The following is a 26,702-nucleotide window of genomic DNA, read 5'->3' as shown; positions in this document are numbered from 1 at the left end:
CCGCTTTCCTACCGTGTTGACATGGTATTAGTATACCAAAATCACGTACTGTTTCTGTGCGTGCGGCTGAAACGTTTCCGTTCCCCGCCCGTCATAATGGTAAGACGGCAAACAGAAGACAGGAGCGCAGGCTCCTGTCCATTAAGGCTTGTGTGGTCCGATAATGTAAACCGTGCGATTTCGCTTGCGGCCGAATCGGATCGCTTCCGCTTCTGTGCTGACAAACACGTCAATCTTGTGACCTTTTATCGCACCGCCTGTGTCCTCTGCGCGACGATACCCGATTCCGTCGATATACACCCACCATCCCAGCGGAATGACTTTGGGATCGACGGCTATGGTATGCCCGGCTTCTGCCTTGACACCGGTAGCCGTGCGGCCATAACCCGGCGATCCGACAGGCTTGCCTCCCCCTGCCGGAGAGTAGGCGGTCAAGGTAACCCCGTTCAGTACCTTTTTCGGCCGGAACACTTTGCCACCGCGGGAGACCAACCCCGCTGCGGCAACGACCCGTTTTGACGTGTCGGCTTGAACGGATGCGGCCGTTCCTACCGCGACAATACGGTCTTTTTTCGGTGTGATGACATCTCGTTTTACCAGTTCACGGGATACTTGTTTTCCGTTTTCCGTAACCAGTCTGTAGTGCGCGATGACTTTCCCTTCCTGCCCGCTTTGCAGTACGCGGGTCTGTCCCTTTGTCAGAGAAGCATCGCCTTTGCGAATTTCCTGATATGGTACGCGCTCCTTAACCTTGACGATCTGTTCGCTGACCCGCGTGACAAAGATCGTCGAGTCTTTGGAGAGAGACGCTGTCAGTGCCGGTTCCACCCGGTCCTGTTTGCCCAGTGTAATGCCTGCGTCCTTCAAGACACCGGCCACATCACGGCTGAGCGTTTGCACGAGTTTTGTCTGCCCGTCCACGTGGACAGGGATTGCCCAGCGTGTATGTAAGGTGATGTTTATTCCGTCGGAAATTTTGGTGTCTGCTTCTGGCTGCAAGTTATCGTTATCTGTCACCGCAATCTGTCGTTCTTCCAAGAACTCTTTAACGGTTTTCGCCTTGGTCGCCACCTTTTTGGTGACACCGTCCAAGGTAAACGTGACCTGCTTCGGTTGCTTTGCTTGGGCAGATAAATAGCCAATCATGGGCACCAGCACCAGAGCGAGACAGCCCAGTATGGCAATTGCTCGCTTCTTTTGCCGTTCCCATATCGTGCGTAACTCCATTTCCCACACTCCTTTTTCCTGGAAAAGCACGAGGCTTTTCCCGTCTGGTCAGGCAAGGGTGATGAAATCGCACCAATATTTTGGAAATTGGCCAGTTCTGAACAAGGTCGGTCTTGATTGTATGCTACTTTCTCCGGTTTGTCAAATTACCCCCTTCCTAGAACCAAATAATCGCTACCAGCCTAGCAAAAAGCTCATGGCGAATGGAAGCACGTTTGTGTCGAGCAGTTCTGTCGAGAGAAATGGAATCGTTCGACACATGGACTATGGTATGCAGGAGAAAACTGCGGGAGAACCTGGCTTGGCAGAAAATACTCGGCCACCTGCCGGAAAAACGCCGCCGGATGTGCGCAATCAACAAGCCGGAATTGGCAAAAAAGCCCTTTTGCGATGCGCTGATGCGCGTTCACAGAAGGGCTTTTGTCATAATAATGAGCTTTGAAGGCGCTATTCGGTACGGGCTTCCAGCCGGAACAGCCGGCGGGCGTTCTCGGCCGTGATCCGGGCCATTTCCTCGCAGGACAGACCGTGGATGTCGGCCATCGCCTCGCAGACGTAGCGGACGTATCCGCTCTCGTTTCGCTTGCCGCGATACGGATGCGGGGTCAGGTACGGGCAGTCGGTCTCGATCAACAGCCGATCGAGCGGCACCTTGGCCGCCACCTCTTTCGGCTGCTTTGCGTTCTTGAATGTGAGCGGACCGCCGAACGAGATGTAGAAGTTCATGTCGAGCGCCATTTTGGCCGTCTCCCAGCTCCCGGAAAAGCAGTGCATGATGCCGCCCACTTCAGCCGCCTTCTCCTCCCTCAGAATCGTGATGACGTCCTGATGAGCGTCCCGGTTGTGAATGATGATCGGCAGGCCCAGCTTTTTGGCCAGGCGAATCTGCTTGCGGAACACCTCCGCCTGCACATCCCGCGGCGAGGTGTCCCAGTAGTAATCCAGACCCATTTCTCCCAGTCCGACCACTTTCGGGTGGCGGCTCAGCTCCTCCAGCCACTCCAGATGCTCGTCTTTCATGTCCTTGGCGTCCTGCGGGTGCCAGCCGACCGCGGCATAGATGAAGTCGTAGCGCTCTGCCAGCTCCAGGCAGGTGGGGATCGTCTCGGCGTTGAAGCCGATGTTGACGATGGTGCTCACGCCGTTTTCCCGCGCGCGGGCAATCACCTCTTCTCGATCCTCGTCAAACTCCCGGGCATTGAGGTGTGCGTGCGTATCGAATAACACGGGATCTACCTTCCTTTCCCCTACTTTACGACCGCTCCGTTCGGCATGCTCGGGTCAACGGTCGCCAGCGTCAGTTGATCGCCTGCGGACGCGGCCAGGATCATGCCCTGCGACAGTTCGCCGCGCAGTTTCACCGGTTTCAGGTTGGCCACCAGGATCACCTTTTTGCCGATCATTTCTTCCGGCGTGTAGTACTTGGCGATGCCGGAAACCACCTGGCGCTTCTCATAGCCAAGGTCCAGCTGGAGTACCAGCAGTTTGTCGGCGTTGGGGTGTTTCACGCATTCGACGACTTGCGCCACGCGCAGTTCCACTTTGGCAAAATCGTCGATCTTGATTTCCTCTTTTACGTCCGCCGGTTTTTCGGCTGCCTGTGTTTCGGTTTGGTTCGCGGTTGTCTCGTTCACAGACACTTCTCCTTTCAATGCTTCCTGTTTTCGCTTGTTCTCTTCTGCCTGACGGCGCGCTTCCGCCGTGGATTCGTCGATGAACGCCAGCTCCGCCTGCACGTCCAGACGCGGGAAGAGCAGCTCCTTGCGGCTGACCGTGCTGCCGACCGGCAGACCTCCCCAGACGCCAGCCGACTCCCAGGTCAGCGCTTCCGGCTTGTCGAGGATGCCCAATTGGTCCCAGATTTTCGCCGGGGCTTTTGTCATGAACGGCTGAATCAGGATGGAGGCAATGCGGATGCTTTCCGCCAAATTGTACATGACCGTAGCCAGGCGGCCCCGGGTCTCTTCCGATTTGGCCAGGTTCCACGGCATGGTCTCGTCGATGTACTTGTTGGTCCGGCCGATCAGCTCCCAGATGTGGGCCAGTGCATTGCTGAAGCGCATTTCGTCCATGTGCTCCTCCACCAGTGCTTTCGTCCTGGTGGCCAGTTGGATGAGGCTGTCGTCCGGTTCGCCCGCCTCCTGCGGAGCAGGCACGATGCCGTCAAAGTATTTTTCAATCATCGTCGTGGTGCGGCTCAGCAGGTTGCCGATGTCATTGGCCAGGTCATAGTTGAGCCGTTGGATGAAAGCCTCCGGCGTAAAGACCCCGTCCTGACCAAAGTTGATTTCCCGCAGCAGGAAATAGCGCACGCCGTCGGAGCCGTAGCGGTCGATCAGGAGCTTCGGATCGATCACGTTGCCTTTAGATTTGGACATCTTTCCGTCCGGCATCAGCAGCCAGCCGTGGCCAAACACTTTTTTGGGCAGAGGCACGTCCAGCGCCATCAGCAGAATCGGCCAGTAGATGGTGTGAAAACGGAGGATATCCTTGCCCACCAGATGGACGTCTGCCGGCCAGTATTTGCGAAACTTGCTGTCGTCGTCAGACAGGTAGCCCAACGCGGAGATGTAGTTGGTGAGCGCGTCAATCCAGACGTAGACGACGTGCTCGGGATCGTTCGGCACCTTGATGCCCCAGTCGAAGCTGCTGCGAGAGACGGAGAGGTCCTGCAGTCCCGGCTTGAGGAAGTTGTTGATCATTTCATTGCGGCGGGACTCCGGCTGGATGAAGTCCGGATTTTCCTCCAGGAACTTCAGCAGCTTGTCCTGATACTTGGACAGGCGGAAGAAGTAGTTTTTCTCCTTCACCTTTTTCACTTCGCGGCCGCAGTCCGGACAGAAGTAGCCTTTGTCCGTCTTGCACTGCGTCTCGGTCCAGAACGCTTCGTCCGGCACGCAGTAGTAGCCCTCGTACTCACCCAGGTAGATGTCTCCCTGGTCCAACAGCCGTTTGAATACTTTTTGCACGACTTCCTTGTGGCGCGGCTGAGTCGTCCGGATAAAATCGTCGTAGGAGATGTCCAGCTTTGCCCACAAATCCTTGATCCAGTCGACAATCGGGTCGATAAATTCAAGCGGCTGCTTGCCGTCTTCGGCCGCACGCTCCTGCAGCTTTTGCCCGTGCTCGTCCGTACCGGTCAGGTAGTAGACATCGTAGCCGCGCAGCCGTTTGTAGCGGGCCATGGCATCGGCTGCAATAGTGGTGTAGGCGTTGCCAATATGCAGTTTGTTGCTCGGATAGTAAATCGGCGTGGTAATGTAGTACGTCGGTTTCATGCAGCAAAACCCTCCTGACATACAAAAAATAAAAGCCCGCCCCAGATTGGGACGAGCATACTTCTCGTGGTACCACCCAAATGCTCCGCCTTCTCACGAACAGCGGACTTGTCGAGTCAGACTGCTGCTGACTCACCCGTAACGCAGGTTTGCGTCGCGAACTACTTGGCGCCGGAAAAGGCGGTTCATCCGCGAAACTCAGGGGCCATGTTCGGCTTGATCGCTTATACCGGATCGCAGCTACCCCGGCTCTCTGTCATAAGGATGGCAAGCCTACTCTTCCCGTCATGGTCGTTCGCTATGAAATACCTGATTCATCCTCTATTGTACACAACCGCCTCGTTTTGTAAACCACCCGCCTGCAACTTTGCGGAAGGACAGACGGAGCTTGAATAGACGGGACCAGGTTGAGGGGGAAAAAGGAATCGGTAGAAAAAAAAGCCACATTTGTCGAATCACCTCTCTATCATTCGACATAAGGTGTCGAATTCGACCTTCCATGCTTCCAGTTACTTTTTTCCAATAATTCGATGCACATTAAGATAAAGCGCACCCAAACAATGGTCCTGTCATATCTACTAAATTCGCACCAGATGCAAATTCAAAGAATTGTAAAATTCATATTGACACCTTTGGGAATCGCTGGTATGATGGGAACAACGGAAATTGTCGAATATTGACGATTTATGATCCGATTTGCACAATAAACGACACTGGGCAACATTGTGAGAGGAGAGACGATTTATGATGAAATCGACGGGGATTGTACGTAAGGTGGACGAGCTGGGCCGCGTGGTGATTCCGATCGAACTGCGCCGCACCCTGGGCATCGCCGAAAAAGACGCGTTGGAAATTTACGTGGACGGAGAGCGCATCATCCTGAAAAAGTACGAGCCTGCTTGTATTTTCTGCGGTAACGCTGACCGTGTTTCCTATTTCAAAGGCAAAATCATTTGCCAGGACTGCCTGAACGAACTGCCTGCGGTCAAGCGCTAATCGTCCGCTCAACCATATAGCGCCGCTTTTCGTTGAGCAGATTGCTGCCATAAAAACGAAAAAGGCCGGGGATGACTCCCCGGCCTTTTTAGACTGAAGACAAAATGTACTTCGTTATTAATGAGATTCCGCAAGGAAACCATTCCATCATTGTCAGGCCGAAAGGCCTGCATATTGATCAACCGAAGGTGGAGATAAAGTACAGGCATGGAGTGATGGGCCAAGCGAGCTCCTTTGACGACCTGCTCAGCGGAAAAACGAAAGACGCGGGAAAAAACAGGGGGCACAAGTCTCACTTCATTGAAATACCCAGATGTTTGCCCCCTGCCCGCGTCGCGTTTTTGAGCGGACATCTTCCACTTCTTTGCTGGTCGTCAAGAGAGCGAGCGGGCCCGATCACCCATGCGCCACGGACTTTGTCTACACGCTGAAAGGTCGGGGATGACCCCCCGGCCTTTTTTCATGCGTGCGATCACGCTTGCGGATCGCGGTGGTATTCATTGTAGACGTCCCGCTTTGACAGGCCGCGATCCTCTGCTGCCTGTTTGATCGCTTCCTTTTTGCTCATGCCTTGCTCGCAGTAGCGGTCGACATGCTCCCGGATGTCAAGCGGCTGCCACCAGGCCGCTTCTTCTTCCGGAACGACCGGCTCGCCGCGGTATCCTTCCACGATCAAGCAGTACTCGCCTCGCGCCTCCCCCGCCGCCAGCAAGTCAATCAGATCGCCCAGCGTGCCGCGGGCAAACTCTTCGTAGCGCTTGGTCAATTCCCGCGCCAGCACGGCACGGCGATCGCCCCAGGCTTCCCGGATGGCCTGGAGCGTTTTCACGATACGATGGGGCGCTTCGTAAAACAGCAGCGTCTCCGGATAGCGCTCCAACCGCTGCAGTTCTTCCCGGCGCGCTTTGTTCTCGCGCGGCAAAAAACCGCAAAACACGAAGCGGTCTGTCGGCAGGCCGGAAGCAATCAGCGCGGTCAGCGCGGCGTTTGCGCCGGGGACAGGAATTACGGGAAAGCCGGCCGCCACAGCATCCCGCACCAGATCGGCCCCCGGGTCGGAGATGGCGGGCAGTCCGGCGTCACTCACCAGAGCAATCCGCTTTCCTTCCGCCAGCCATTGCAAGAGACCGCTGCCGCTGGCCTCCTTGTTGTGCTCGTGGTAGCTGACCGTCCGCTTCTCAATCTGAAAATGGTTCAGCAGCTTGCGGGTTTGCCGGGTGTCTTCGCAGGCGATCACATCGACAGTCCGCAGCGTTTCCAGACAGCGAACCGTGATGTCGTCCAGGTTGCCGATGGGCGTGGCCACCAGGTAGAGGACCCCTGTATGTTCGTCGGTGAAACTGCGCTGGACGTTCATGACGTACGACCACCTTCCTCGATCAGTTCTTCCTTTTGCGAGCGGGTCAGGCGTTTGATCGCTTCCTCCCGCCTGATTCCCCACGAGCGGTCCGTTCCTTCTTCCCAATACATCAGCTCCACCGGCCCTCGGCCCCGCGTGTACTTGGCCCCTCTGCCCTCATTGTGCTCCCGGATGCGGCGGGCCAATTCCGTGGCATACCCGGTGTAATAGGTCCCGTCCACGCAGCGCAGGATGTAGACAAAGTGGCTTTTATGCGAGGGAATCTCGCTTTCCGAAATAGATTTCCTGCAGTTCTTCACAGTATTCCTCTCCGTTTTCGTAGACAATCAACGGCGGCTGAATGCGTAGTTCCGGTCTGCCGTTGCGCATTCCCTCGATCAGCAGCATGTTGGGCTCAGCGTCGCGGCGCGGGTAGACCAGCCGCATCCGTTTGGGCTCGATACCGTACTGGCGCATCAGTGTGATAATGTCCACCAGTCGCGTCGAGCGGTGCACCAGGGCGATTTTCCCGCCGTTTTTCAGCAATTGGCTGCCCACCCGAATGACGTCTTCCAGCGACAGCAAGATTTCGTGGCGAGCGATGGCAAAATGTTCGCTGACGTTTTTCTCGCCGCTGGTGGCCGGCATGTACGGCGGATTGCAGGTAATCAGGTCAAACTTGCCGTGCCCGAACAACTGCACGGCGTCCTTCACATCGCCGTGGTGCATCGTAATGCGCGATTCCAGCCTGTTCAGCTTGACGTTTCGACTGGCCATGTCATACAGCCGCTCCTGGATTTCGATGCCTTCAAATACGGCTTCCGGCGACCGCGTCGTCATGATCAGCGGGATGGCGCCGTTGCCCGTGCACATGTCGAGCACCCGTCCCCGTTTGGGCACCGATGCAAAGCGGGCCAGCAGCACCGCATCCATGGAAAAGCAAAACACTTCACGGCTTTGGATGATTTTCATCTCATGGGTGAGCAGGTCGTCAATGCGCTCCGTCTCGTAGAGCGGCACGTTGATTTCCGGTTGCATCCGTTGTTCCAAACTCCTTTTTTCACTATCAGTCTCAAACGGCCTCTGCCCGTTGTCTGCAAAAAGCGACCTGCCGCAATGCTCAGGTCGCTTCGGTACAGGCCGTGTATCCTGTTATTTGTGAACACCACCGCTGAGGAAGGAGAGGCAGAACAAGCAATCTCCTTCTTTGCGCAAGCTGCCGAAATGAACGTTGCAAATGTGAAAACCTTCCGCATACAGCCGCGCCAGATTGTCATAGCCTTCTCCGACCACTTTCTTTTTGGCGGTTTCCTGCTTGTGTGTTTCTTTTTGTTTCGGCGGCGGACTGGCTGGCTTCTTGTCCAGCCGATTGCGAAGGTGTTGGTTCTCCACGAGTAATTGGGCGTTTTCCTCCATCAAGACAACAATGACGTCTTTCAGTTCGCCAATTTCCCGATACAGATCGCCAATTCGTTCCTCGATGCTGGCCATCTTGACGAAGATTTCCCGTTTGTCCACTTGCTCACCTCATCCCCGCTACCCAAATCTAACCTGCTCTGTCCTCTCGTCAGTCAAACGTCGGATGACCTACGACAATCTCATCGAGCGCAAATTCGATGGTGTGCTTGTTTTCCAAAAGCTCTACCTGAACGGACTGGTCGAGCACGTTGACGGAAACGACACGCCCCTCGCCCATCGGCGTGGTTACCATCGCGCCAATGTCCGGCATTTCATCCCGGGTGCTTTCGTAGTTGTCGTTTTCGTATTTCAAGCAGCACATCAACCGGCCGCAGAGACCGGAGATTTTGGCCGGATTCAGCGAAAGGTTTTGGTCTTTTGCCATCTTGATCGACACCGGCTCGAAGTCGCCCAAAAACGTAGAGCAGCAGAGCAGCCGTCCGCACGGGCCGATGCCGCCCAGCATTTTCGCTTCGTCGCGCACGCCGATCTGGCGCAGTTCGATACGAGTGCGGAAGACAGAGGCCAGGTCCTTGACCAGTTCGCGGAAATCCACCCGCCCATCCGCAGTAAAATAAAAGATGATTTTGTTGCGGTCAAACGTGTATTCCACGTCGACCAGCTTCATCTCCAGATTGTGTTCCTTGATTTTGGTCTGACAGATGGAAAACGCGTTCTTGGCAGCCTGTTTGTTCTCCTCCACCTGCTTGGCATCCCGCTCGTTCGCCATCCGGATTACCTTCTTCAGCGGCAGTACGACATCCTTATCGGCCACTTGCTTGCGGCCGATCACCACTTTGCCGTATTCGACCCCTCTCGCGGTTTCCACGATGACATGCGAATCCTTTTCGATCGGCAGTCGGTCGGGGTCGAAGTAATATATTTTGCCCGCTTTTTTAAAGCGGACGCCCACAACCTCGTACAAAGGTTATCCCTCCTGGATTTGAAGAACCAACCGCTCAAGGGCCAACTGTGCGTTGGCGTTTCGCTCTATCCGATTTTTCGTTTCCATGACCAGATCGATCCCATGCAAGAGCTCGGATTTCGTCCAGACCAGGGCTTGTCCTTGCAGCACATCCTGTTGGTCGCTGTTGATGAGATGGGCATGCCTGTCTACTTGCACGTACAGGATATCGCGCAGCCAAAGGATGAGCAAATCCAAAAAGAGGGGCAGTTCCTCCTTTATTTTGTCGCTTTTTTGCAACAAATCATGAATGGTATAGAGTGCAGCAGCATTGCGCTGTTTGCACTCCTGCACCAATTGTATCACTACATTTCTCAGCTGTGCAAACCAATCTGCCTGGCTGAGCGCACGAGCTTCTTCCAGATTTGTCGTGATATAGGAAGCTGCCCGAGCGATCCCGGCCGGCACGCCTTCTGTTTGCAGCTGCTCGGCGATGACGTCTGCGGACAGCGGCGTAAACGAGACAATCTGGCAGCGCGACAGAATGGTCGGCAGCATGGCGTGACTGTGTTCCGTCAAAAGCAGCGCGACCACTCCAGCCGGCGGTTCTTCCAAAAACTTGAGCAGACTGTTGGCAGCCTGGACGGTCATCCTGTCCACGTGCTCGACGATGTACACTTTGTGGGTCGATTCCACCGCCCGCATCGCCATTTCCTTTTGCAAGGCACGGATCTGGTCGATCTTGATCGAGGCCCCGTCCGGCTCGATCAACAGCACGTCGGGATGGTTGCCTGCCTCGATGCGCCTGCATGTGAGACAGGCCCCGCAGGCGTCCGCCTCCCTTTCTGGACAAAAAAGAGACTTCGCCACATGCAGGGCCATCCGTTTTTTTCCTGCACCTTTGGGGCCGGCGAACAGGTAGGCGTGCGCCAGCCGCCCGTTTTGCAGACTATGATGCAGCAGTTCCGCTGCACGCGGCTGCTGCGCAAACATCTCCCATGTCATCTTGTTCCACCTAAAAGTACAAGTTGATCAGCATGCCGCGAATTTCGCCGATGCGGGCCAACAGGTCGATCATTGGCGCCTGATCGCTCAACAGTTCGTCGGCAAGCTTGAGCAGTTCCGCGTCCACTTCCTTGACAATCTTGTACAGCCGGCTGCGACCCCGGCGGTTTACACCCCGTCTGTCGTCCAGCGCGATGCCGTGCTTGACGGCCTCTTCCATAAACTGCTTGACCAGATTTTTATAATGGTAAAAGTCGCGGATGGAGCGGGAACGGGCCAGAATCTGTCCCTGTTTGTCTATGTCCTGCAAAAGCCGGGTCAGCCGCTCCTGCGACATGCGTTGGTCTTCGCCTTTGATCAATTCCCCGAAATTCGCCTTTTCCACCTGCGGCCCTTTGCGCATGTCGGCCGCTTTGAGCAGATCTACCTTTGGCCTAAGCCCTTCTCCGATTTTCATGCCGCTCCCTCCGTCCCTGTCCGATCGTGTTTCTTCCTTACAGTATAAACGAAAGCAGGCTGAAAAAGGAGGGGGCTCTCCATCTGACGCCTAGAACGAATGGAATTGCTCGACGTCCAGCACAAACACGGCGGCACCGCCCACCTGCACCTCGAGCGGATACGGCATAAACGAATCGACGGCATTGCTCAACGGCGAGACAGGTGTGACCATCTGTTTGCGGGACTTGCAGTGCTGCTGAATGATCTCGATCACTTCCGGCACGTTTTCGTCGCTCGTTCCGATCAAAAACGTCGTGTTGCCGGCACGTAGAAAGCTTCCCGTACTGGCCAGCTTTGTAGCGCGAAATCCTTTTTTCACCAACTGCTGCGACAGACGACCACTGTCTTTGTCCTGAACAACAGCAACCACCATCTTCATCGGCTCTCACCCTTTCCGCACGCATATGGTATCTGGGGGTACCTGTCTTTCTTCATTGTATGAAGGAAGGCTGGACGGTGTAACGATATTCTTCTTAATCATAGTATACAGCATGTACGTACCCGGACGGTACCTAAACCTTACAGACGCGCCTCCAGCGCAGCCAGCGCCTCTTCAAAGACGCGCTCCATCGGCTGTTCCGCGTCAATGACGACAAACCGCTCGGGAAAACGTTCCATCACCAGCCGGTAGCCTTCCCGCACTTTTTCGTGGAACCGCAGGTCTTCCATGTCGAGCCGGTTTACCTCCCGCCCCTTGGTCGCGTTAATGCGGGCCAGGCCTACTTCTGGCCGCACGTCGAAAAACAGCGTCAGGTCCGGCATGCAGTCCTCCACGGCAAAGCGGTTGATGGCAAACACTTCGTCGATTCCCAGGCCGCGTGCATACCCCTGGTACGCCAGGCTGCTGTCGATGAAGCGGTCGCACAAGACGAGCTTCCCCGCTGCCAGTGCCGGCAGCACCTTTTCCACCAAATGCTGCCGCCGTGCCGCCGCGTACAGCAGTGCCTCCGTCCGCTTGTCCATGGTGACGTGCTCCGGATCGAGGATGATCGACCGGATTTTCTCCGCGATCTCGATGCCGCCCGGTTCGCGGGTAAGGATCACGTCCCGTCCCCGTGCCCGCAGTTCGTCGCAGAGGCGGGCGATGACGGTAGACTTGCCCGCTCCGTCGCCTCCCTCGACGGTAATAAACCGGCCTGTTCCCTTCGTAGCCACACACATGCTCCTTTCACTCTTGTTGTCTTTCATCAATTACCCGTATCGTTTGCAGCCGGGCATCCTGCACCCCGTGGAAGCGGGTCTGTCCCTTGCGAAGCTCCAGCAAAAGCTCCAGCAAATCGGCATCAATGCGCTCACCTGGCACCAGCAGCGGGATTCCCGGCGGATAGGGGATCACCATTTCTGCGGCAATCCGGCCAAGCGCCTGTTCCAGTGCCACCGTCTCGCAGGGAGCGTCTATCGCTGCGTGCATCGGCATCGCCTGTTCGCGCAAAAAGCTGGAAGCCACCACACCCGGCTCCACCATACGCACTTTTCCCGATCGTCTCTCGGGGGAGACGGATTCCAGCAGCCTGGCCAGTGCGTCGAGATCGTCCGCTGAGGTCCCGGCAGAAGCCGCCAACAGCACGAGTCCGTTCTCGGCCAGTTCGGGATAGATGCCTTGTTCTTCCATCAGCCGCATCAGTTCAAAGCCGTCCGCGTCGGCGGTGCGCAGCACCAGCAGCAGTTTGAGCGGGTCCCATGTCGCACAGACGCTGTTTGGCACTGGTCCCGCCAGCTCCACCCACGAGACGCGATCCAGCCGTTCGCGAAGCTTGTCCAACTGCAGCAGCAGCCGTTCCCACTCCCGGGATGCTTCCATCACCAGGTGACGGCGCGCCAGGTCGAGCGAAGCCATCAGCAGATAGGACGGGCTGGACGACTGGATCATCGCCAGATTGCGCGCCAGACGTTCCCGGTCGATCCGCTCGCCCTGGATATGCAGCATGGACGACATGGTGAGCGCTCCGGTCATTTTGTGGGTGGATTGCACGGCGGCATCTGCTCCGCTCTGCATGGCCGAACAGGGAAACGCAGGATGAAAGCCGAAGTGGGCCCCGTGTGCTTCATCGACGAGAAGCGGCACACCAAACCGGTGGACGGTCGCCGCCATCTTGGCCAGATCAATCCCCATGCCGTAGTAGGTGGGGTTGGTCAAAAAAACCGCTTTGGCATCGGGATGGGCCTGCAGGGCGCGTTCCACGTCCTCCCGCCGCAGTCCGACGGCAGTGCCGGTCGCCGGGTCCACCGCCGGCACGATGTACACCGGCGTTGCCCGGGCCAGGATGATGCCGTGAAATACGGATTTGTGGCAGTTGCGCTGGACGAGAATCTTGTCTCCCGGACGGCAGACGGTCATGATCAGCGCGATGTTGCCCGCCGTGCTTCCGCCGACGAGAAAACGCGTCTCCTCCGCGCCAAACGCTTCCGCTGCCAACGCCTGCGCCTCGGCAATCACACCATCCGGCTGATGCAGGTCGTCCATGCCGGTAATCTCCGTCATGTCCAGTTCGAGCACAGGCCCGAACCGCTCCCTGCCGTGATGGTCAAAACTTCGACCCATCTTGTGACCGGGCACGTGAAACGGGTGGGGACGGCGCATGGCGTGCCGTACCAACTGTTCGTATAAGGGTGCCTGCCGCTGCCTCTCCCAGAAGTCGGCGCTTCTTTCCCGCACGGTCATTCACGTCCTTTTTTCAGAGTACCTCTTATTGTAACACGATTTGCACCCGCAAAACGGAAAAAGGCATCGGGGGTGTCGATGCCTTTTGGCCGAACGTGTCTAATCCGTGAGCCAGATGCGCCGCATCTGATGAATAAAGAACGTGTATTTTTTATCCTGTACATCCGTGTTGACCATTTCCTGTTCGCATTGCTGGCAGATAAACTGCTCACAGATGGCGATTCCGTCCGTCCGTTCTTCTTCACAGACGATACATCGCTGAGCAACTCTTTCCATTGTACAAACGCCTACCCTTTTCCTCAATCTACCAACCATTATACCCCATTATAATCCACTCCATTCCCAAACGTTCGTCTTTTCCCCGATGGTTCGGTAGATCATTTGCAGCGCCTCCGCTTCCGGCAGCGGAAAGCAGCCGCAGGCATCGACGACAATGGGTTGGCGCATGTGCCTGATCAACTCGGACAGGGGGAGTTCCATGAGTTCGGGGTCAGGCGAAGCGACGACCAGCAGATCGGCTTCGGCAAGCGCTGTTTGCCAGGTGGTGCACCGCTCCCCCAGGGTACCTTTACCGTTCGGAATTTGCTCGTCCCGAGGAACGTACAGCCGCACCTCTTTGTCCGCCATCCAGCCTGGCGGCATCTGCTTCCACAGGCTCGGCGGCCCCCACAAGGCGACGCGGCGCACGTTCGTCTTTCGCATGACAAAGCGACACTGGCGGACCAGCCATCTTCGCAGCGCTGCCCGCTCCATTCGCTGCGGGTCCAACCAACCCTGTCCGATGCGGCTGTCCATGCCCAACGCACGCGCGACCGTTTGCAGACGGACGCCGCGCCGGTCACAGCTCTCTCCCAGACGGAGGTAAAACCGCTCCTTCCAGGCCAGATACCGCGGCAGCTGGCGGATGACCTCCTCCGCTTCGCGCATCCCGCACACCATCGCGACCACGTCATGCTTCGCCAGTTGGCGGCTGATGATGCGGGTCCAGGGGCTGCGGAGATTACCGCCGACCAGCGCCCGCTCGCCGCCGGCAAAGCGATACAGACGGACAACTTCCCAGCCGGGATGCCGGGCAGCCAGTGCTTCTGCCGCTGTGCCCGCAACCCGGTCGCCGTATACGAGCAACAGTCCGGGACGGTCCCACTCGGCCAGGCTCGTCGACAGCCGTCCTGTATCCGACTCTCTTGCGATCAAAAAACCGCACGCCCCGTCCGCTTGTTTACGGTCTTTGGCCGGCACGACGGATATGCCGATTTCCTCCAATTCGCCCGCCAGTGTGTCAGGGAACGGTGCCTCTGACACCTGTACGATCACTTTCACATCTGTGCTGGACACCTCATGCACTGCCTCCTCTTTTCGCCGCCTGCTCCTGTTCGACCGCGCCTGTAAGCCCCGGCCATGCCTTTTGATTACGCGTCAGTCTGACGGGGAGAGACGGCCGGCGCGTCAGCATCTGCAGCGCAGTAAACAGGTAATTGCCAAGGCGGCGGTTCCAGTTCCTCCCTTTTATCGTGCCCATAAATCAGGGGCCCATGACGTAACGGGCTCTCCGCACCGGCAGCGTCGCGAATCGCCGCACACGGGCAAACGCGCGTCCGGTTGACAGCTTTTCCGGCGCCAGTAGATTGTGCGATAATCATCTCAGCGGGAAAAACATAGGGAGAACCCTGCCCCTGTCCATTGGACAAAGCCAGGTTCTCCCCAGACACGGATCGGGTCTAGCCCGCTTGTACACATGTAATCGCAAGAGGTCATAGACAAGATGAAAGAGCAAACCATTTACAGCTACAAACTGCTTCGCCGCTTTCGCTGGCGATTGGCGGGCTGGCTGTTCCAGCTCCTGCTGATCTGCCTGTTTCCGCTCGCCGCCTCTGTCTGGCTGAAGATTCCGGCTGATCGCCTGGTGGTGACGCTGGCCGTAATTCCGGCCATCGCCGCAGGTCATCTCTGCCTGTTCCGGCTTTACGCCGGCCTGCGCTCACACCACCCGCATACCACGCCGGACCTGCTCGTCTCTCCCTGGTGGGGTGCCGGTTCCCGCCATCCTGTTCCGCTCCGGGCATACCGTGGAGCGGAGGCGACCGTCCTCGCCGGCAGTCTGTTTTTGGCCGCCGCTGTCTTCGTCTGGGTGCCGCTGCCGTACGGAATGGCGCTGCTCTGGGGGACAGCCGTGCTGGGCTTGCCCCGGCTGCTGGCGCTTATCGCTTCACTGCGCCAGCCTCTGCACTGCCGGGTCAAGTACGAAAGCGGCAGTGTCGCCTTTTTGCTGACTGACGGCTAACCGCCTACATCACCCACAGCTTGATGATGATCAGCGCGGCCAGACCCGGCAGCCGCAGCAGCCCGGTCAATAACGCCGTTACCGGATTAATCGGGATGTGGAAGTCGGCCAGTTCTCCGACCAGATTGGCGAAAAACAGCAGCACCGCGCCAATGACCAACTGCATGGCGACAAACCCCGCCCAGCGGATCGGCCCCATGACCGACCTGCTGGCGGCAATCACCAACAACAGACCTGTGACAATCAAGGCGATGACCCATCCCGTATTCATTACTCATCCTCCCTGCGCGTGCCGACGTTCCCGCTCCCGTTTTGCTTGCGCGAGCAGGAACATGTAACGTTTTTCCGTCAATTGCAGATAGTAAATGGCATCCTCCAGCCCGTCGTCCGGTTCGCTGATATCCATGAGATGACGGGCGTGCTGCCAATCCAACCGCGCGCGGTCGACAGCTTTATCCAGCGCCTCCGGCCCCCAATGCACGGCCGCTCGCGGTTTTCCCCACAATCTCACTTCTCCCACGCCCCTTCAGTGAAAGTAGTGCAGCACACCGGTCAGATTGTTGATCACATGCAGCACGACAGCCCCCCAGATGGACTGAAACCGATGCCGCAGGTAGCCCAGACACAGGCCGATGACAAACAGCGGAGCCAGCAGGGCGACATCCACATGCATCAACGCAAACCAGAGGCTGCTCAGTACAATGCCGACAAACGCTCCCAAACGCTGAACCAGAATCGTCTGAAACACACCGCGGAACAGCAGTTCCTCGGCAATCGGCACCAGGATGCCGATGACCAGCACGGATGCAGCGACGGCCCAGATATCGCGGTCTTTGGCCTGAATGATTCCCTGTTCGATTTGCCGCTCCCGCTCCGAGTCCAGCGACAGGTGGAACCAGTCAGCCAGCGGGGTGGTGACGACCGCATCCAGCACCCACATGATCAGCAGAAACATCACCGCCAGCACGGCAATCATGCGCCCGATGCGGCGGGGACGGCACACGCCGATCTCGTCCATCCGGCCATGAAACCAAAGCGGCACCGCGATCAGGATAAACAGTTGAAGCGACGCCGACTCAAAAAAGCTGCCGACCGAGCCCTCGACAAACAGAGGGTACGGCAGTATCAGGCCGTACAGCAGCAGCGTGCAGGCGTGAAACACCTGCAGCCAGGCGACGACATGCAGCAGATCCGACCACGTCGGTGCGTCGTCATTGAGCAGCCAGGCCGTCCGCTGCCTGTCCCGCCAGACGTTGACAGCAAAGCCGATAGCCGCGACAAAGCTGATGACCACCACAGCCAGCACCGTCAGCGACAGCCACAGTTCAGGAACCTCCGCAGTCGACACGATCCACCGGCCATCCGGTCCGCGATCAAAGCGGAGCATCATCAATTCGGCGGCAAACACGATCCAGTATCCGACAAACAGCGGGATCGCCCAAGGCGCAGACCTGCGCTTCTCCGTCCCGCCCCGCAGCGACATCCCCGGTCCTGTCAGCATCTCCTCACACTCCTACTTCAATCTATGTCTTGTCCGGACAAAAAAGTCCTCCTGCTCCCATCTCCTGCAAACACAAAAAAGACAGGGAGTCCCCGTCTTTTTCTTGTCCTACAATTCCCGGCGACCTTCCAGGGCTTTTGTCAGCGTCACCTCGTCGGCGTACTCCAGATCGCCGCCCACCGGCAGTCCGTGCGCAATCCGCGTCACGCGAATGCCGAACGGCTTGATCAGCCGGGAGATGTACATGGCGGTGGCCTCGCCCTCGATGTTCGGGTTGGTCGCCAATATCACTTCTTTTACTTGATCGTCGCTCAACCGCTTCAAGAGGTCAGGGATGCGGATGTCCTCCGGCCCGATGCCGTCCATGGGAGAAATCGCTCCGTGCAGGACGTGGTAGTACCCGTCGTACTCCCGCGTCTTTTCCATCGCCACCACGTCCTTGGGCTCCTGCACGACGCAGATGACGGAAGCGTCACGCCGCTTGTCCCGGCAGATGTGGCAGGGGTCGATATCCGTGATGTTGTTGCAGACGGAGCAGTAGTGGAGCTGCCGTTTGGCGTTGACCAGCGCTTTGGCCAGATCCAAAACGTCGTCCTCTTTCATGTTGAGCACGTAAAACGCCAGACGGCTGGCCGTTTTCGGCCCGATGCCCGGCAGTTTCATAAAGCCTTCGATCAGTTTTGATACCGGTTCGGGATAAAACATCGGCTCGTACTCCTTAGAACAGACCCGGGATGTTCAATCCTCCGGTGAATCGGCCCATTTCCTTGGCGATCATCTCATCGGCCTGGCGCAACGCATCGTTGACGGCGGTCAGCACGAGGTCCTGCAGCATTTCCACGTCATCCGGGTCGACCACTTCCGGCTTGATCGTGATGTCGACAATCTGCTTGTGGCCGTTTGCCTTAACGGTAATCGCACCGCCCCCTGCAGAACTTTCCACCACTTTTTCCTTCAGGGCCTCTTGCGTCTTTTGCATTTCTTCCTGCATCTTTTTCACTTGTCGCATCATTTGTTGCATGTTTTTCATCGGGGTGTCCTCCTTCTTTTTTGCCGGTTCAGCTTATTCTTTCACTTCAATCAGTCCCTCACCGACCAGCCGAATCGCCTCGGCGACAAACGGGTCCTGCTCTTCCTGGGCGGGCTGTTCTTCCTGCCCGGCCTGCTGGCTCACGCTCTGCCACTCCTCCTCCATCACGGAGAGCAGCTGCAGCGGCCGCCCCAGAACACCCAGCATCACCCGTTCCACGACGCCCTTCAATTCCGGCTCCATGGTCTTCTCACAGTGAATGGGACTGGTAAAGGTGACGACGACAGCGTCGCGGCCGGCAGCAGCGGGCTGGCCGTTCACCAACCAGGCTTGGTATTGAATCTTGATTTTTTTGACATCGGCCAAAATCTGGCTCCACTGCCCGCGCACCTGCCGCGTCAGCGCTTCGTCCACCGCCTTGGCCACCTCCCGCACCTTGTTCATCGGCGTGCGGGAACTTCTCGCGGCCGCAGCCGGACGGCGCGTTTCCGCCCTGCGCGGCTCTTCCGTTCGCGGCTGGGCGCTCACGTGCGCCTGTCCCTGCATCAGTTGGGCCAGCCGCTCTTCCAGTGTGCGGACCCGGTTGGCCAGTGCGGCCAGCTCTGCTCCTCCGGCTGCGGCTGCCTCCGGCGCAGCGGCAGCCTCTTTGACCGGCTGGCACAGTTTGACCAGCGTCAGCTCCACCAGTACGCGGGCGTACGTGGACCACTTCAACTGGGCCAACGCCTGATTGCAGATTTCGATCGCGGCGTACACGTCGGGCAGGGCGTACATCCCGGCCACCTGGGCAAACTGGTCGTCCAGCATCGTCCGCTCGACGATCTCTTCCAACTGCGGCGCGGTCTTGAACAGCAACATGTCGCGGTAGTAGTAGAGCAGATCCTGCAAAAACTGTTCGGGATCTTTTCCCTGCACCATCACCCGGTCAAAATGCTCCATCACCCGGGACACGTCACGTTCAGCGACGTATTTGGCCAGAACGGAAAAGTGCCCCTGTGAGACGGTGCCGGTAATCTGCATGATGTCAGCAGCCCGAACCTCGTCTTTGCTGTAGCTGATCGCCTGGTCCAGCAGGCTGAGTGCGTCCCGCATCCCCCTTCGGCCATTTTGGCGACCAGGTGGAGGGCCTGCGGTTCGACCCGCACTCCCTGTGCCTCGCAGATGTATGTGAGCCGCTTCACCATTTCCTTTAGGGGAATCCGGTGAAAATCAAACCGCTGACAGCGCGAGATAATCGTCGCCGGCAACTTGTGGGGCTCGGTGGTAGCCAGAATAAAGATGACGTGGGAAGGCGGTTCCTCCAGCGTCTTCAACAGCGCGTTGAACGCCTCCGTCGTCAGCATATGCACTTCGTCGATAATATACACCTTGTACCGGACGTCACTGGGGGCGAACCTGACCTTGTCGCGGATGTCGCGAATTTCCTCGACACCGCGGTTGGAAGCGGCGTCAATCTCCAGCACGTCGGTAACGGAACCGTCGGTAATGGCCCGGCAGGTGGGGCACTGGTTGCACGGCTCTCCGTCCTGCGGCTGTTCGCAGTTCACCGCTTTGGCCATGATTTTGGCTGCACTTGTCTTGCCCGTACCACGGGGACCGTTGAACAAATAAGCGTGGGACAACCTGCCTTCACGCAACGCGTTGCGCAAAGTGGTCGTCACATGCTCTTGTCCCACCACGTCTTGAAAGGTTTGCGGTCGGTATACGCGATACAGCGCGGTATAAGCCATGATGGTGTGACACTCCAATCTGCACAGTCCTCTTCCGAATCCTAACTATTATACACCATCCGCCCTTGCTCTTACAAAGAAAACGCCCCGTACGGATGACGGGACGCCGGGCCGGATAACCGTTGTCAGAGATACGGGAGCAAGATGTGAAAAGTGGTGCCATATCCTTTGGACGAAACGCGGATTTGGCCGCCAATGTCGTGAATGATTTTCTGACATACGGAAAGACCCAGCCCCGTTCCCTCCTCCTTGGTCGTAAAAAATGGATCAAAAATTTTGTCGATGATGTACAGCGGAATGCCCGGCCCCGTATCGTGGATGTCGATGCTGACCTTGTCCCCTTCCGGATCGATGTGATGGGAAATGTGCAGCGTCCCCTTCTCCCCCATGGCCTCGATGCCGTTTTTGCAGATGTTGATGAAGACCTGTTTGAGCAGTTCCGTGTCCCCCACCACCAGCGGAAGCTGTCCCCGCGAGGAGAACTTTACGTCGATGCCGAACAGAAGCGCCTGCGACTCCACGATCGGGAGAATCTCCTCAAACACCGTGTTTAAATCGACCAGGGAATACTGGACGTCGCGCTGCTTGCTCAGCAGCAAAAATTCGCTGACCAGCGAATTGATCCGATTGATCTCCGTCAGCATGATTTCCGTGTAGGTACGCTCCCGCTCCATGCCGTTGTCGCTGAAGGATTGCAGGAACATCTGCAAAAAGCCCTTGATCGACGTGAGCGGGTTGCGGATCTCGTGAGCCGTGCCGGCGGCAATCTGTCCGATCATCGCCAGTCGCTCGTTGCGCTCGATTTTTTGTTCAAACGAGCGCAGGTTGGTAATATCCTTGAACAAGACGAACGCGCCGACGGTATTGCCGGCCTCGTCCTGAAGCGTGTGGGCGTCCACGATTAATTCGTAGCGCTGGTTGTCGTTTGTCCAGGACGTGGCGATATTGTGAAGCTTCACCCCGTCGAGCAGTTCCCGCTTAATCAGGCGATGCTCTTCAGGTATGCCGGCAAACACATCGTCCACGTGCCGGTTGAGCACATGCAGCCGCTCCATTCCGAGGAGCTTACAGGCCGCGTGGCTGGCTTCGACGATCTGTCCCTGCTTGTTGAGCACGAACAATCCCAGGCTGGTATCGGTAGTCAGTTTTTCCACAAGCCGCTGTGACAGCCCGTAATCCGTCTCTTTGGTCAACTGATACAGGTGAACCAGATACAGCAGCTCCTCCTCTGTCTGCTGCCCCAAAATCATCGCCGGTGTTTTACCGCTTCTGCCCTGCCTGTCACGCCATTCCACTTCTGCGGGCATATCTGTCTCCGCTTCCCGGCGCAGCAGATCCTGATACAGTTGTTCGATCGTGCCCCGGTACGGCAGCAGGACGTGAAACGGCTGGTTCACGAGTTCTCCGCGTTGGTATCCGGTAACGCGAAGAAGCTGTTCATTCACTTCCACGATACATCCCGTTTGCGTCACCAGAAATACGGCCGTCGGGAAGTATTGCAAAAATTTCGTCAATCGTTTGGACGAACCGGCGAGATGTAACGAGAATGATGCACTCACAGCTTGTCCCCCCCTGACCCTTGACGTTTTTACAGGCAATCATCGCATTCTGCACATTCCTACACATTCGTCACCCTATCAGGAATGCCCTGCCTGTACAGAATGATTCTGGAAGGAAATGTTTCGCTAGAGATCGTCAGAAATCAACAAAAAATGGCCTGTTCCTCATGAACAGGCCACTTGATGTTCTTCGAGAAGACCGTGCACCTATCTTCGATACTCCCCATCCAAGCGTTACATATGGGGGCAGCTCAGACCAGGCTCCCCTGCGGCACACGCGATGATCCACTTATGGCTGCTTCCTTCCGGACCTGACCAGGTTCATGGGTTCGCGTTGCACAGGACCCGATCCTCAACACCGCCGCCCATATGGCAGCCTTACATGAGAAGACCTCTGATAGGAATTCGACCCTGCTATTGCGGATTGCAGGTTACAGGGCACCGCAACCTCCCCGTCTAGCACGGCACATTTAGCATACCAAAGAACCGGAATGATCGCAAGGCAAAAAGCCATCCATAACAGGAAAGCGTCCCCTCACGTGACGTGGGCTGCCGCTTTCTGCACTTCATGCCCGGCGTCGGATGAAATCATGCTGGCGGCAATCGCCTGATACGCCCGGCAAAACGCCCGGACAATCTCCGGATCGAATTGAGTGCCGGAGCAGCGGACAATTTCCGCATACGCTTCTTCTGCTGTCATCGCCTTGCGGTAGGAACGCGTTGAAGTCATGGCGTCAAAGGTGTCGGCGACGGCCAAAATACGCCCCAGCAGGGGGATATCCTCCCCTTTCAGTCCGTCCGGATACCCGTATCCGTCCCAGCGCTCGTGATGATGACGGACACCGGGACTGACGTGGGCCAGGCTCTCGATCCTCTCCACGATGTCGGCTCCAATGGTGGTGTGCAGCTTGATCAGTTCGTACTCCTCGTCATTCAGCTTGCCTTCCTTCAACAGCACCCGGTCGGGAATGGCCACCTTGCCGATATCGTGCATCAGCCCGGCATAACGCAGATCGTTCCGGGATATGGTTTGCTTTTTCGCATCATCCAAATAATCGTAGATAAGCAGCGCGTACCGGGTAACCCGCTCGCTGTGGCCGGCCGTGTACGGATCTTTCATCTCCACAGCCAGGTAAAAGCTGCGAACAATCTGGTCCATCCCCTTCTGCATGTACTCCCGTTCCCTTCGGATCAGAGTGTCCAACTGCTCGGCCATCTGATTAAATTTGTTTCCCAAGCGCGCCATCTCTTCCATTCCGTCCACCGGCACGCGAATGGAAAAATCCCCTTTCTGCAAAGCCTCCGTCGCTTCGACAAGGGTGGAAATCGGCCGGTCCATCCACCGGGCGACCAGCCGGGTCTCCATAGCGGCAAACAGCACCACCAATAACGTGACGATCAGCAAAATCAGCTCCAGACGGCCGAGATGACGGTCAATCACTTCGGCCGGCAGCAGTTCCACGTAGGTGTTTCCCGTATGCGGGGAGACGTATCGAAAGAGATGCACCATCCCGTTCAGCCGGCTGTCATACCGCACTTCCTCCGTTAGGCCCGCATTGTGCACCTCTCTTACATCTGCATAAGACTCCACCAGCAGCCGCGCACCCGAGGACTCCGGTTCGACCTGAATCAGCGGGTGCCCGTCGGAGGTAAACACCAAAAGCGTACAGTCGTGCCGCTCGGTGTCTGTTTTCAGCCACCTTTCCAATAAATCGGGCTTCCATTCTGCCACAAGCACGGCGAACGGCCGCCCCTGCTCGTTCGTTACCGCCTGCACCGCGTACAGCCGAGACGGATCGGCCCCCGCTTCCGCTCCAAGCAGCAGCCGGGGAGCGATGTGCCACGCCTCCAGTGTGTCGCGGTACCATGACAGACTGCGGACATTTCCGTCCATCCATTGCTCGTCGGTAAACAGGGAGAGACGTCCACCATCGACGGCGAGCAGATGAACATTGCGGACAGAGGGATTTCTGCGTTGAAAGTCCCGGAACAGCTTCTCCGCCGCAGCCGTTTGTGCGCTGCGCGGCAAAAGCGCCAACTGTCCCTCCGTGCTGCGCACGGCTGGTTCGTTGGCCAGCCGTTGGACGCTGTCCAGCAAGAGCTGGGCATACAGCGAAAACTGCTCGTCCGTGTGACGCAAACGCTCGCGAATGCTGGTGGCGTACTGTTCGTACACCACCGTTCTTGCCGCGTCGTAATTGACAAAGCTGACGACGAGTATCGGGATCAGGCACAAGCACAGCAGTGCTGCAAATAAGCGGTCTCTTACCTTTGTAAACACGGGCCTCCCCCTTGCTTCTTTCCCGAGGTGGACGGGCACAAGCTCCCTCCTGCTTCGTGCACGCTGTGAATCTCCAACCGACTGGGAACAATGCCCATATCTATGACATTCTTTACCTACCACGGGGAAGCAGCGCCTAAACCTCTTTCAGGGGTTTTTGCAGAAAAGTTTCCTCCCTATGCTTTCATGCAGTCACACAGCAAAAAATCCTCCGTAAAATACGGAGGATTTTGGCGATCATATTCGATTACTCGCTCAGACTGCCCTTTGGCCCGAAGAATTCAAAATGGATGCGTTCTTCCGGCACGCCCCAGTCTTTCAGCGCCTGGTAAACGTTTTTCATGAACGGCACCGGTCCACAGAAGTAGAAATCGGCATTATTGTCGGGCAGAATCGACTGCAACCACGGCAGGTCGATGAAGCCCTCCTTGTCAAAACGGCGCTCAGCCCGGTCTTCTTCGGTCGGTTCCGAATATGCTGCATGGAAAGTCAGCGCTTCGTGCTTATCGGCCAGCGCGGCCACGTGCTCCTTCATCGCGTGCACCCGGCTGTTGCGTGCAGCGTGGATAAAGTGAACCCGTCGCTGCGGCTGCCGCTCTACCAGCGTATTCAGCATGCTGATCATCGGCGTGAGACCAACGCCTCCGCTCAACAGGACGACCGGCGTCTCTTTTGACGTATCCAGGACGAAGTCACCTGCGGGCGCGCTGATCGGCAGCACGTCTCCCTCCTTAATGTGGTCGTGCAGGTAGGTGGAGACGATCCCCGCCGGCTTGCCATCTACGGCATCTTCCCGTTTGACGCTGATCCGGTAGTAATCCTTGCCCGGGCTGTCCGACAGGCTGTACTGACGGATGTGCGTGTAGGTTTCACCCGGGATATCCAACTTCACACTGATGTACTGCCCTGGCTGGAATGGCGGAATAAGGCCGCCGTCCTGCGGTTTCAGGTAGAAGGAGGTAATCACGTCGCTCTCTTTTACTTTTCGGTCCACGACAAAGTTGCGGAAATCCCGCCAGCCGCCGGGCAACTGCTCCGCTTCCCGGTACAATTCCTCCTCCACGTTGATGAACACGTCGGCAATAACGCCGTACGCTTCCGCCCACGCGTTGATAATCTCGTCAGTCGCCGCGTCGCCGAGCACGTCCTTGATCGCCGCGAGCAGGTTTTTCCCGACGATCGGGTAGTGTTCCGGCTTGATGCCCAAACTGCGGTGTTTGTGCGCAATTTGCTTGACGACCGGCAGGATGGCTTCCAAATTCTCAATGTTGGCCGCCGCCGCATAGACGGAGTTGGCCAGCGCGGTCTGCTGCCGCCCCTGTTTTTGGTTGGCGTGGTTGAAAATGTTCAGCAGTTCCGGATGGTTGGTAAACATCAACTGGTAAAAACGTGTCGTAATCGTCCGGCCATGCTCCTTCAGGACGGGAACGGTCGACTTGATGATGTCTATCGTATGTTGACTCAGCATGTTCGCTCCTCCTTGATGATACCGTGATGGTTCGTGTCGCCTTTAGTATAAGGCGCTGTGATTTTGTTCACTGTGATTGCAATCACATCGCCGGTGGAGGTTTTGTGAACACCTGTACCGAGCATGTGTAGCCGTCCTGCGCTGTCCTCCGTCTGCGGTCAGACGTGCCGATCGCGCTTGCGTCGGTTGGAGGGTTTGGTAATATGAGGTACAATAATTATGGGGGCAGTCATAACGCTTCTCAATACAGGGAGGTAGCAGAATGGATCACAAGGGAGTCAAGGCGATCACCCATGCCAGTTTGTTCTTCGCGCCAATCCTGGTGCCGCTGGTTGTCTGGCTGCTGATTCAAGACCGGCATGTAAAAAACATCGCCTTGCAGGCATTGCTGTTTCATGTCATCATGAGCATTCTTTTCTCCATTTCCCTCTTTCTGTCGTTTTTCGTGATCGGCATTCCGTTCGTGCTGGTATTCGGCTTTATGATCCTCTACTATCCGATCAAGGGGATCGTTTACGCGCTGCAGGACAGACCGTTTCGCTATCCGGTCATCGGATCGCTGATCGGGTAGACGAATACCATAACACAAGGCGGGAGTGAGCAATTCACTCCCGCCGCTTCGTTCTCGGCAACGAACAAATGACCTGTTGTATAATTATTACATATTTGGTGATGTAATCATGTTGGAAAAGAGGTGGAAGAATCAACATGAAAAAAGCTCATTGGTTTACACTGATGGCGTTCATCTTGGTTTGTTCCCTGCTTGTCATCATGATGAACAGCAAGCAATCACATGTTGTTCCAGAGATCACATTGAAAGTCGGAAACGATGATATCAGCTCGACATTAAAGTCAAGAACATTGGAAGATCCAGCAGATTTTGAAGATGCGTCACTGTTCCGAGCGATCATGAATGATCCCGCGATAACGATTCCATAGGTCAAGCTTGGTGAGACCGTACATATTTCGCTTCATCCAAAACCAAAATCATTTGAAGTAAGGGAGAGCATTCTTCTTACGGATGGCGATTTTAAATATAAACGTCAACCAGCGCAGCAACAGCCAGTAACGCTTAATTTTAATGATAATGAAAATGAAGCAACATTTACTCTGAATGAAAACGTCTTTGCCCTCTTAAGTTCTAACAGTCAAGATTATCAACCGGGCGGGACCATCCGAGGTTTTCGCCTGGTATGCAAATGGGAAGACCGCACACAGGAATATGCATTTGTCATCAAAACGGATGCCCACAAACCTTCCACTGCCAAGTAAATCAAAAAGCACAGGCTGGCTGCCAACCTGTGCTTTGCGTACGATTTGTATGGCGGAGAGAGTGGGATTCGAACCCACGCACGCCTCACGACGCCTAACGCATTTCGAGTGCGTCCCCTTATGACCACTTGGGTATCTCTCCACTGTATGCTAGAAGCAAAATTAACTATAGCAAAAGATTGCCCAATGCGCAAGAGTAAATCTCTACCACCC

At 56.6% G+C, this 26,702-nt stretch carries 28 protein-coding genes, 1 tRNA gene, 1 other RNA gene, 1 pseudogene and 1 other annotated feature; of the genes and pseudogenes, 5 read left to right on the top strand and 26 right to left on the bottom strand.

The window, feature by feature from the left end; all coding sequences use genetic code 11:
• Positions 1-141 precede the first annotated feature (141 nt).
• On the bottom strand, positions 142-1,227 hold the full coding sequence (locus IRT44_RS05670; protein ID WP_230077604.1) for a resuscitation-promoting factor: 1,086 nt from the start codon (positions 1,225-1,227) through the stop codon (positions 142-144).
• Between the two features lie 61 nt (positions 1,228-1,288).
• On the opposite strand from IRT44_RS05670, the gene IRT44_RS05665 reads away from it, so the two are divergent.
• The gene (locus IRT44_RS05665) at positions 1,289-1,669 is read left to right on the top strand and encodes a hypothetical protein (protein ID WP_230077603.1); all 381 of its coding nucleotides are present in this window, start codon (positions 1,289-1,291) and stop codon (positions 1,667-1,669) included.
• A gap of 5 nt (positions 1,670-1,674) precedes the next feature.
• On the opposite strand, the gene IRT44_RS05660 is transcribed toward IRT44_RS05665, so the two are convergent.
• Complete coding sequence (locus IRT44_RS05660; RefSeq protein WP_171567361.1) at positions 1,675-2,454, bottom strand: TatD family hydrolase; 780 nt, start codon at positions 2,452-2,454, stop codon at positions 1,675-1,677.
• A gap of 20 nt (positions 2,455-2,474) precedes the next feature.
• Entirely contained in the window at positions 2,475-4,505 is a 2,031-nt protein-coding gene (gene metG / locus IRT44_RS05655) for a methionine--tRNA ligase (protein WP_212132618.1), read from the bottom strand.
• A 44-nt stretch (positions 4,506-4,549) separates the two neighbouring features.
• Positions 4,550-4,803: a binding site (T-box leader), on the bottom strand.
• A 446-nt stretch (positions 4,804-5,249) separates the two neighbouring features.
• On the opposite strand from metG, the gene IRT44_RS05650 reads away from it, so the two are divergent.
• Positions 5,250-5,501 (top strand): AbrB/MazE/SpoVT family DNA-binding domain-containing protein, encoded by a 252-nt coding sequence (locus IRT44_RS05650; protein ID WP_029098042.1) that lies wholly within the window; start codon positions 5,250-5,252, stop codon positions 5,499-5,501.
• Positions 5,502-5,973: 472 nt separating this feature from the next.
• Here IRT44_RS05650 and rsmI read toward each other — a convergent pair whose 3' ends face one another.
• The 12 genes from rsmI to IRT44_RS05590 all read right to left on the bottom strand — a co-directional run bounded on the left by rsmI (position 5,974) and on the right by IRT44_RS05590 (position 14,702).
• Positions 5,974-6,858 (bottom strand): 16S rRNA (cytidine(1402)-2'-O)-methyltransferase, encoded by an 885-nt coding sequence (gene rsmI / locus IRT44_RS05645; RefSeq protein ID WP_212132619.1) that lies wholly within the window; start codon positions 6,856-6,858, stop codon positions 5,974-5,976.
• Entirely contained in the window at positions 6,855-7,160 is a 306-nt protein-coding gene (locus IRT44_RS05640; protein WP_171567364.1) for a GIY-YIG nuclease family protein, read from the bottom strand. The genes rsmI and IRT44_RS05640 overlap by 4 nt, the downstream gene beginning before the upstream one ends.
• A complete protein-coding gene (locus tag IRT44_RS05635; protein WP_029098045.1) occupies positions 7,111-7,878 on the bottom strand; it encodes a tRNA1(Val) (adenine(37)-N6)-methyltransferase in 768 nt (255 codons plus the stop codon). The genes IRT44_RS05640 and IRT44_RS05635 overlap by 50 nt, the downstream gene beginning before the upstream one ends.
• Before the next feature lie 114 nt (positions 7,879-7,992).
• Entirely contained in the window at positions 7,993-8,358 is a 366-nt protein-coding gene (gene yabA / locus IRT44_RS05630; protein ID WP_171567365.1) for a DNA replication initiation control protein YabA, read from the bottom strand.
• A gap of 49 nt (positions 8,359-8,407) precedes the next feature.
• Positions 8,408-9,223, bottom strand: coding sequence for a PSP1 domain-containing protein (locus IRT44_RS05625; RefSeq protein ID WP_171567366.1), 816 nt, complete (start codon positions 9,221-9,223; stop codon positions 8,408-8,410).
• A gap of 3 nt (positions 9,224-9,226) precedes the next feature.
• On the bottom strand, positions 9,227-10,207 hold the full coding sequence (gene holB, locus IRT44_RS05620) for a DNA polymerase III subunit delta' (RefSeq protein ID WP_171567367.1): 981 nt from the start codon (positions 10,205-10,207) through the stop codon (positions 9,227-9,229).
• Between the two features lie 10 nt (positions 10,208-10,217).
• The gene (locus tag IRT44_RS05615) at positions 10,218-10,664 is read right to left on the bottom strand and encodes a YaaR family protein (protein WP_171567368.1); all 447 of its coding nucleotides are present in this window, start codon (positions 10,662-10,664) and stop codon (positions 10,218-10,220) included.
• 90 nt (positions 10,665-10,754) lie between these two features.
• The gene (locus IRT44_RS05610; RefSeq protein WP_029098050.1) at positions 10,755-11,084 is read right to left on the bottom strand and encodes a cyclic-di-AMP receptor; all 330 of its coding nucleotides are present in this window, start codon (positions 11,082-11,084) and stop codon (positions 10,755-10,757) included.
• Between the two features lie 140 nt (positions 11,085-11,224).
• Positions 11,225-11,866, bottom strand: coding sequence for a dTMP kinase (gene tmk / locus IRT44_RS05605; RefSeq protein WP_171567369.1), 642 nt, complete (start codon positions 11,864-11,866; stop codon positions 11,225-11,227).
• A 7-nt stretch (positions 11,867-11,873) separates the two neighbouring features.
• Entirely contained in the window at positions 11,874-13,361 is a 1,488-nt protein-coding gene (locus IRT44_RS05600; RefSeq protein WP_230077602.1) for an aminotransferase class I/II-fold pyridoxal phosphate-dependent enzyme, read from the bottom strand.
• 105 nt (positions 13,362-13,466) lie between these two features.
• Entirely contained in the window at positions 13,467-13,643 is a 177-nt protein-coding gene (locus IRT44_RS05595; RefSeq protein ID WP_171567371.1) for a sigma factor G inhibitor Gin, read from the bottom strand.
• A 48-nt stretch (positions 13,644-13,691) separates the two neighbouring features.
• A complete protein-coding gene (locus IRT44_RS05590; RefSeq protein WP_230077601.1) occupies positions 13,692-14,702 on the bottom strand; it encodes a Rossmann-fold NAD(P)-binding domain-containing protein in 1,011 nt (336 codons plus the stop codon).
• Between the two features lie 427 nt (positions 14,703-15,129).
• Between IRT44_RS05590 and IRT44_RS05585 the strand changes: the two genes are divergently transcribed.
• Complete coding sequence (locus tag IRT44_RS05585; RefSeq protein WP_230077600.1) at positions 15,130-15,648, top strand: hypothetical protein; 519 nt, start codon at positions 15,130-15,132, stop codon at positions 15,646-15,648.
• A gap of 4 nt (positions 15,649-15,652) precedes the next feature.
• Here IRT44_RS05585 and IRT44_RS05580 read toward each other — a convergent pair whose 3' ends face one another.
• The 10 genes and pseudogenes from IRT44_RS05580 to hmpA all read right to left on the bottom strand — a co-directional run bounded on the left by IRT44_RS05580 (position 15,653) and on the right by hmpA (position 25,217).
• Positions 15,653-15,919: a pro-sigmaK processing inhibitor BofA family protein gene (locus IRT44_RS05580; protein ID WP_171567375.1), complete on the bottom strand. Its 267-nt coding sequence runs from the start codon at positions 15,917-15,919 to the stop codon at positions 15,653-15,655.
• 3 nt (positions 15,920-15,922) lie between these two features.
• The gene (locus tag IRT44_RS05575; RefSeq protein WP_171567376.1) at positions 15,923-16,159 is read right to left on the bottom strand and encodes a DUF2508 family protein; all 237 of its coding nucleotides are present in this window, start codon (positions 16,157-16,159) and stop codon (positions 15,923-15,925) included.
• Between the two features lie 15 nt (positions 16,160-16,174).
• Positions 16,175-17,149, bottom strand: a complete 975-nt coding sequence (locus IRT44_RS05570; RefSeq protein ID WP_171567377.1) for a CPBP family intramembrane glutamic endopeptidase — start codon at positions 17,147-17,149, stop codon at positions 16,175-16,177.
• A 108-nt stretch (positions 17,150-17,257) separates the two neighbouring features.
• Positions 17,258-17,854: a recombination mediator RecR gene (recR, locus tag IRT44_RS05565; RefSeq protein ID WP_171567378.1), complete on the bottom strand. Its 597-nt coding sequence runs from the start codon at positions 17,852-17,854 to the stop codon at positions 17,258-17,260.
• Positions 17,855-17,867: 13 nt separating this feature from the next.
• A complete protein-coding gene (locus IRT44_RS05560; protein ID WP_212132622.1) occupies positions 17,868-18,179 on the bottom strand; it encodes a YbaB/EbfC family nucleoid-associated protein in 312 nt (103 codons plus the stop codon).
• Between the two features lie 33 nt (positions 18,180-18,212).
• Positions 18,213-19,909 (bottom strand): annotated as a pseudogene (gene dnaX / locus IRT44_RS05555) (DNA polymerase III subunit gamma/tau).
• A gap of 125 nt (positions 19,910-20,034) precedes the next feature.
• Positions 20,035-21,468 (bottom strand): PAS domain-containing sensor histidine kinase, encoded by a 1,434-nt coding sequence (locus tag IRT44_RS05550; RefSeq protein WP_171567381.1) that lies wholly within the window; start codon positions 21,466-21,468, stop codon positions 20,035-20,037.
• Between the two features lie 199 nt (positions 21,469-21,667).
• An RNA gene (gene ffs, locus IRT44_RS05545) (signal recognition particle sRNA large type) lies at positions 21,668-21,933 on the bottom strand.
• Between the two features lie 70 nt (positions 21,934-22,003).
• Positions 22,004-23,749 carry an HD-GYP domain-containing protein gene (locus IRT44_RS05540; RefSeq protein WP_171567382.1) on the bottom strand — a complete coding sequence of 582 codons (1,746 nt, stop codon included), beginning with the start codon at positions 23,747-23,749 and terminating at the stop codon, positions 22,004-22,006.
• A gap of 247 nt (positions 23,750-23,996) precedes the next feature.
• Complete coding sequence (gene hmpA / locus IRT44_RS05535) at positions 23,997-25,217, bottom strand: NO-inducible flavohemoprotein (RefSeq protein ID WP_230077599.1); 1,221 nt, start codon at positions 25,215-25,217, stop codon at positions 23,997-23,999.
• A gap of 262 nt (positions 25,218-25,479) precedes the next feature.
• On the opposite strand from hmpA, the gene IRT44_RS05530 reads away from it, so the two are divergent.
• Both IRT44_RS05530 and IRT44_RS05525 read left to right on the top strand, forming a co-directional pair.
• Positions 25,480-25,788, top strand: coding sequence for a DUF4870 domain-containing protein (locus IRT44_RS05530; protein ID WP_171567384.1), 309 nt, complete (start codon positions 25,480-25,482; stop codon positions 25,786-25,788).
• A gap of 137 nt (positions 25,789-25,925) precedes the next feature.
• Positions 25,926-26,156 (top strand): hypothetical protein, encoded by a 231-nt coding sequence (locus IRT44_RS05525; RefSeq protein ID WP_230077598.1) that lies wholly within the window; start codon positions 25,926-25,928, stop codon positions 26,154-26,156.
• Positions 26,157-26,539: 383 nt separating this feature from the next.
• Here the strand turns inward: IRT44_RS05525 and IRT44_RS05520 are convergent.
• Positions 26,540-26,631, bottom strand: a tRNA-Ser gene (locus tag IRT44_RS05520).
• Positions 26,632-26,702: the final 71 nt, after the last annotated feature.

Source organism: Brevibacillus sedimenti, assembly GCF_020923495.1.
In the GTDB taxonomy this organism is placed as follows: Bacteria; Bacillota; Bacilli; order Brevibacillales; family Brevibacillaceae; genus Brevibacillus; species Brevibacillus aydinogluensis.
Note: the sequence above shows the minus strand (reverse complement) of the source record. Positions and strands in the feature narration are given on the sequence as shown.

Bases quoted from the DNA above. Each gene is read 5' to 3' on its own strand.
- recR (WP_171567378.1), bottom strand. From the start codon at position 17,854: ATGTTTTATCCCGAACCGGTATCAAAACTGATCGAAGGCTTTATGAAA.
- tmk (WP_171567369.1), bottom strand. From the start codon at position 11,866: ATGTGTGTGGCTACGAAGGGAACAGGCCGGTTTATTACCGTCGAGGGA.
- IRT44_RS05570 (WP_171567377.1), bottom strand. From the start codon at position 17,149: ATGCTGACAGGACCGGGGATGTCGCTGCGGGGCGGGACGGAGAAGCGC.
- IRT44_RS05610 (WP_029098050.1), bottom strand. From the start codon at position 11,084: ATGAAGATGGTGGTTGCTGTTGTTCAGGACAAAGACAGTGGTCGTCTG.
- IRT44_RS05635 (WP_029098045.1), bottom strand. From the start codon at position 7,878: ATGCAACCGGAAATCAACGTGCCGCTCTACGAGACGGAGCGCATTGAC.
- metG (WP_212132618.1), bottom strand. From the start codon at position 4,505: ATGAAACCGACGTACTACATTACCACGCCGATTTACTATCCGAGCAAC.
- rsmI (WP_212132619.1), bottom strand. From the start codon at position 6,858: ATGAACGTCCAGCGCAGTTTCACCGACGAACATACAGGGGTCCTCTAC.
- IRT44_RS05585 (WP_230077600.1), top strand. From the start codon at position 15,130: ATGAAAGAGCAAACCATTTACAGCTACAAACTGCTTCGCCGCTTTCGC.
- IRT44_RS05665 (WP_230077603.1), top strand. From the start codon at position 1,289: ATGAAATCGCACCAATATTTTGGAAATTGGCCAGTTCTGAACAAGGTC.
- IRT44_RS05525 (WP_230077598.1), top strand. From the start codon at position 25,926: ATGAAAAAAGCTCATTGGTTTACACTGATGGCGTTCATCTTGGTTTGT.
- IRT44_RS05595 (WP_171567371.1), bottom strand. From the start codon at position 13,643: ATGGAAAGAGTTGCTCAGCGATGTATCGTCTGTGAAGAAGAACGGACG.
- IRT44_RS05615 (WP_171567368.1), bottom strand. From the start codon at position 10,664: ATGAAAATCGGAGAAGGGCTTAGGCCAAAGGTAGATCTGCTCAAAGCG.
- IRT44_RS05580 (WP_171567375.1), bottom strand. From the start codon at position 15,919: ATGAATACGGGATGGGTCATCGCCTTGATTGTCACAGGTCTGTTGTTG.
- IRT44_RS05670 (WP_230077604.1), bottom strand. From the start codon at position 1,227: ATGGAGTTACGCACGATATGGGAACGGCAAAAGAAGCGAGCAATTGCC.
- hmpA (WP_230077599.1), bottom strand. From the start codon at position 25,217: ATGCTGAGTCAACATACGATAGACATCATCAAGTCGACCGTTCCCGTC.
- IRT44_RS05560 (WP_212132622.1), bottom strand. From the start codon at position 18,179: ATGAAAAACATGCAACAAATGATGCGACAAGTGAAAAAGATGCAGGAA.
- holB (WP_171567367.1), bottom strand. From the start codon at position 10,207: ATGACATGGGAGATGTTTGCGCAGCAGCCGCGTGCAGCGGAACTGCTG.
- IRT44_RS05530 (WP_171567384.1), top strand. From the start codon at position 25,480: ATGGATCACAAGGGAGTCAAGGCGATCACCCATGCCAGTTTGTTCTTC.
- IRT44_RS05650 (WP_029098042.1), top strand. From the start codon at position 5,250: ATGATGAAATCGACGGGGATTGTACGTAAGGTGGACGAGCTGGGCCGC.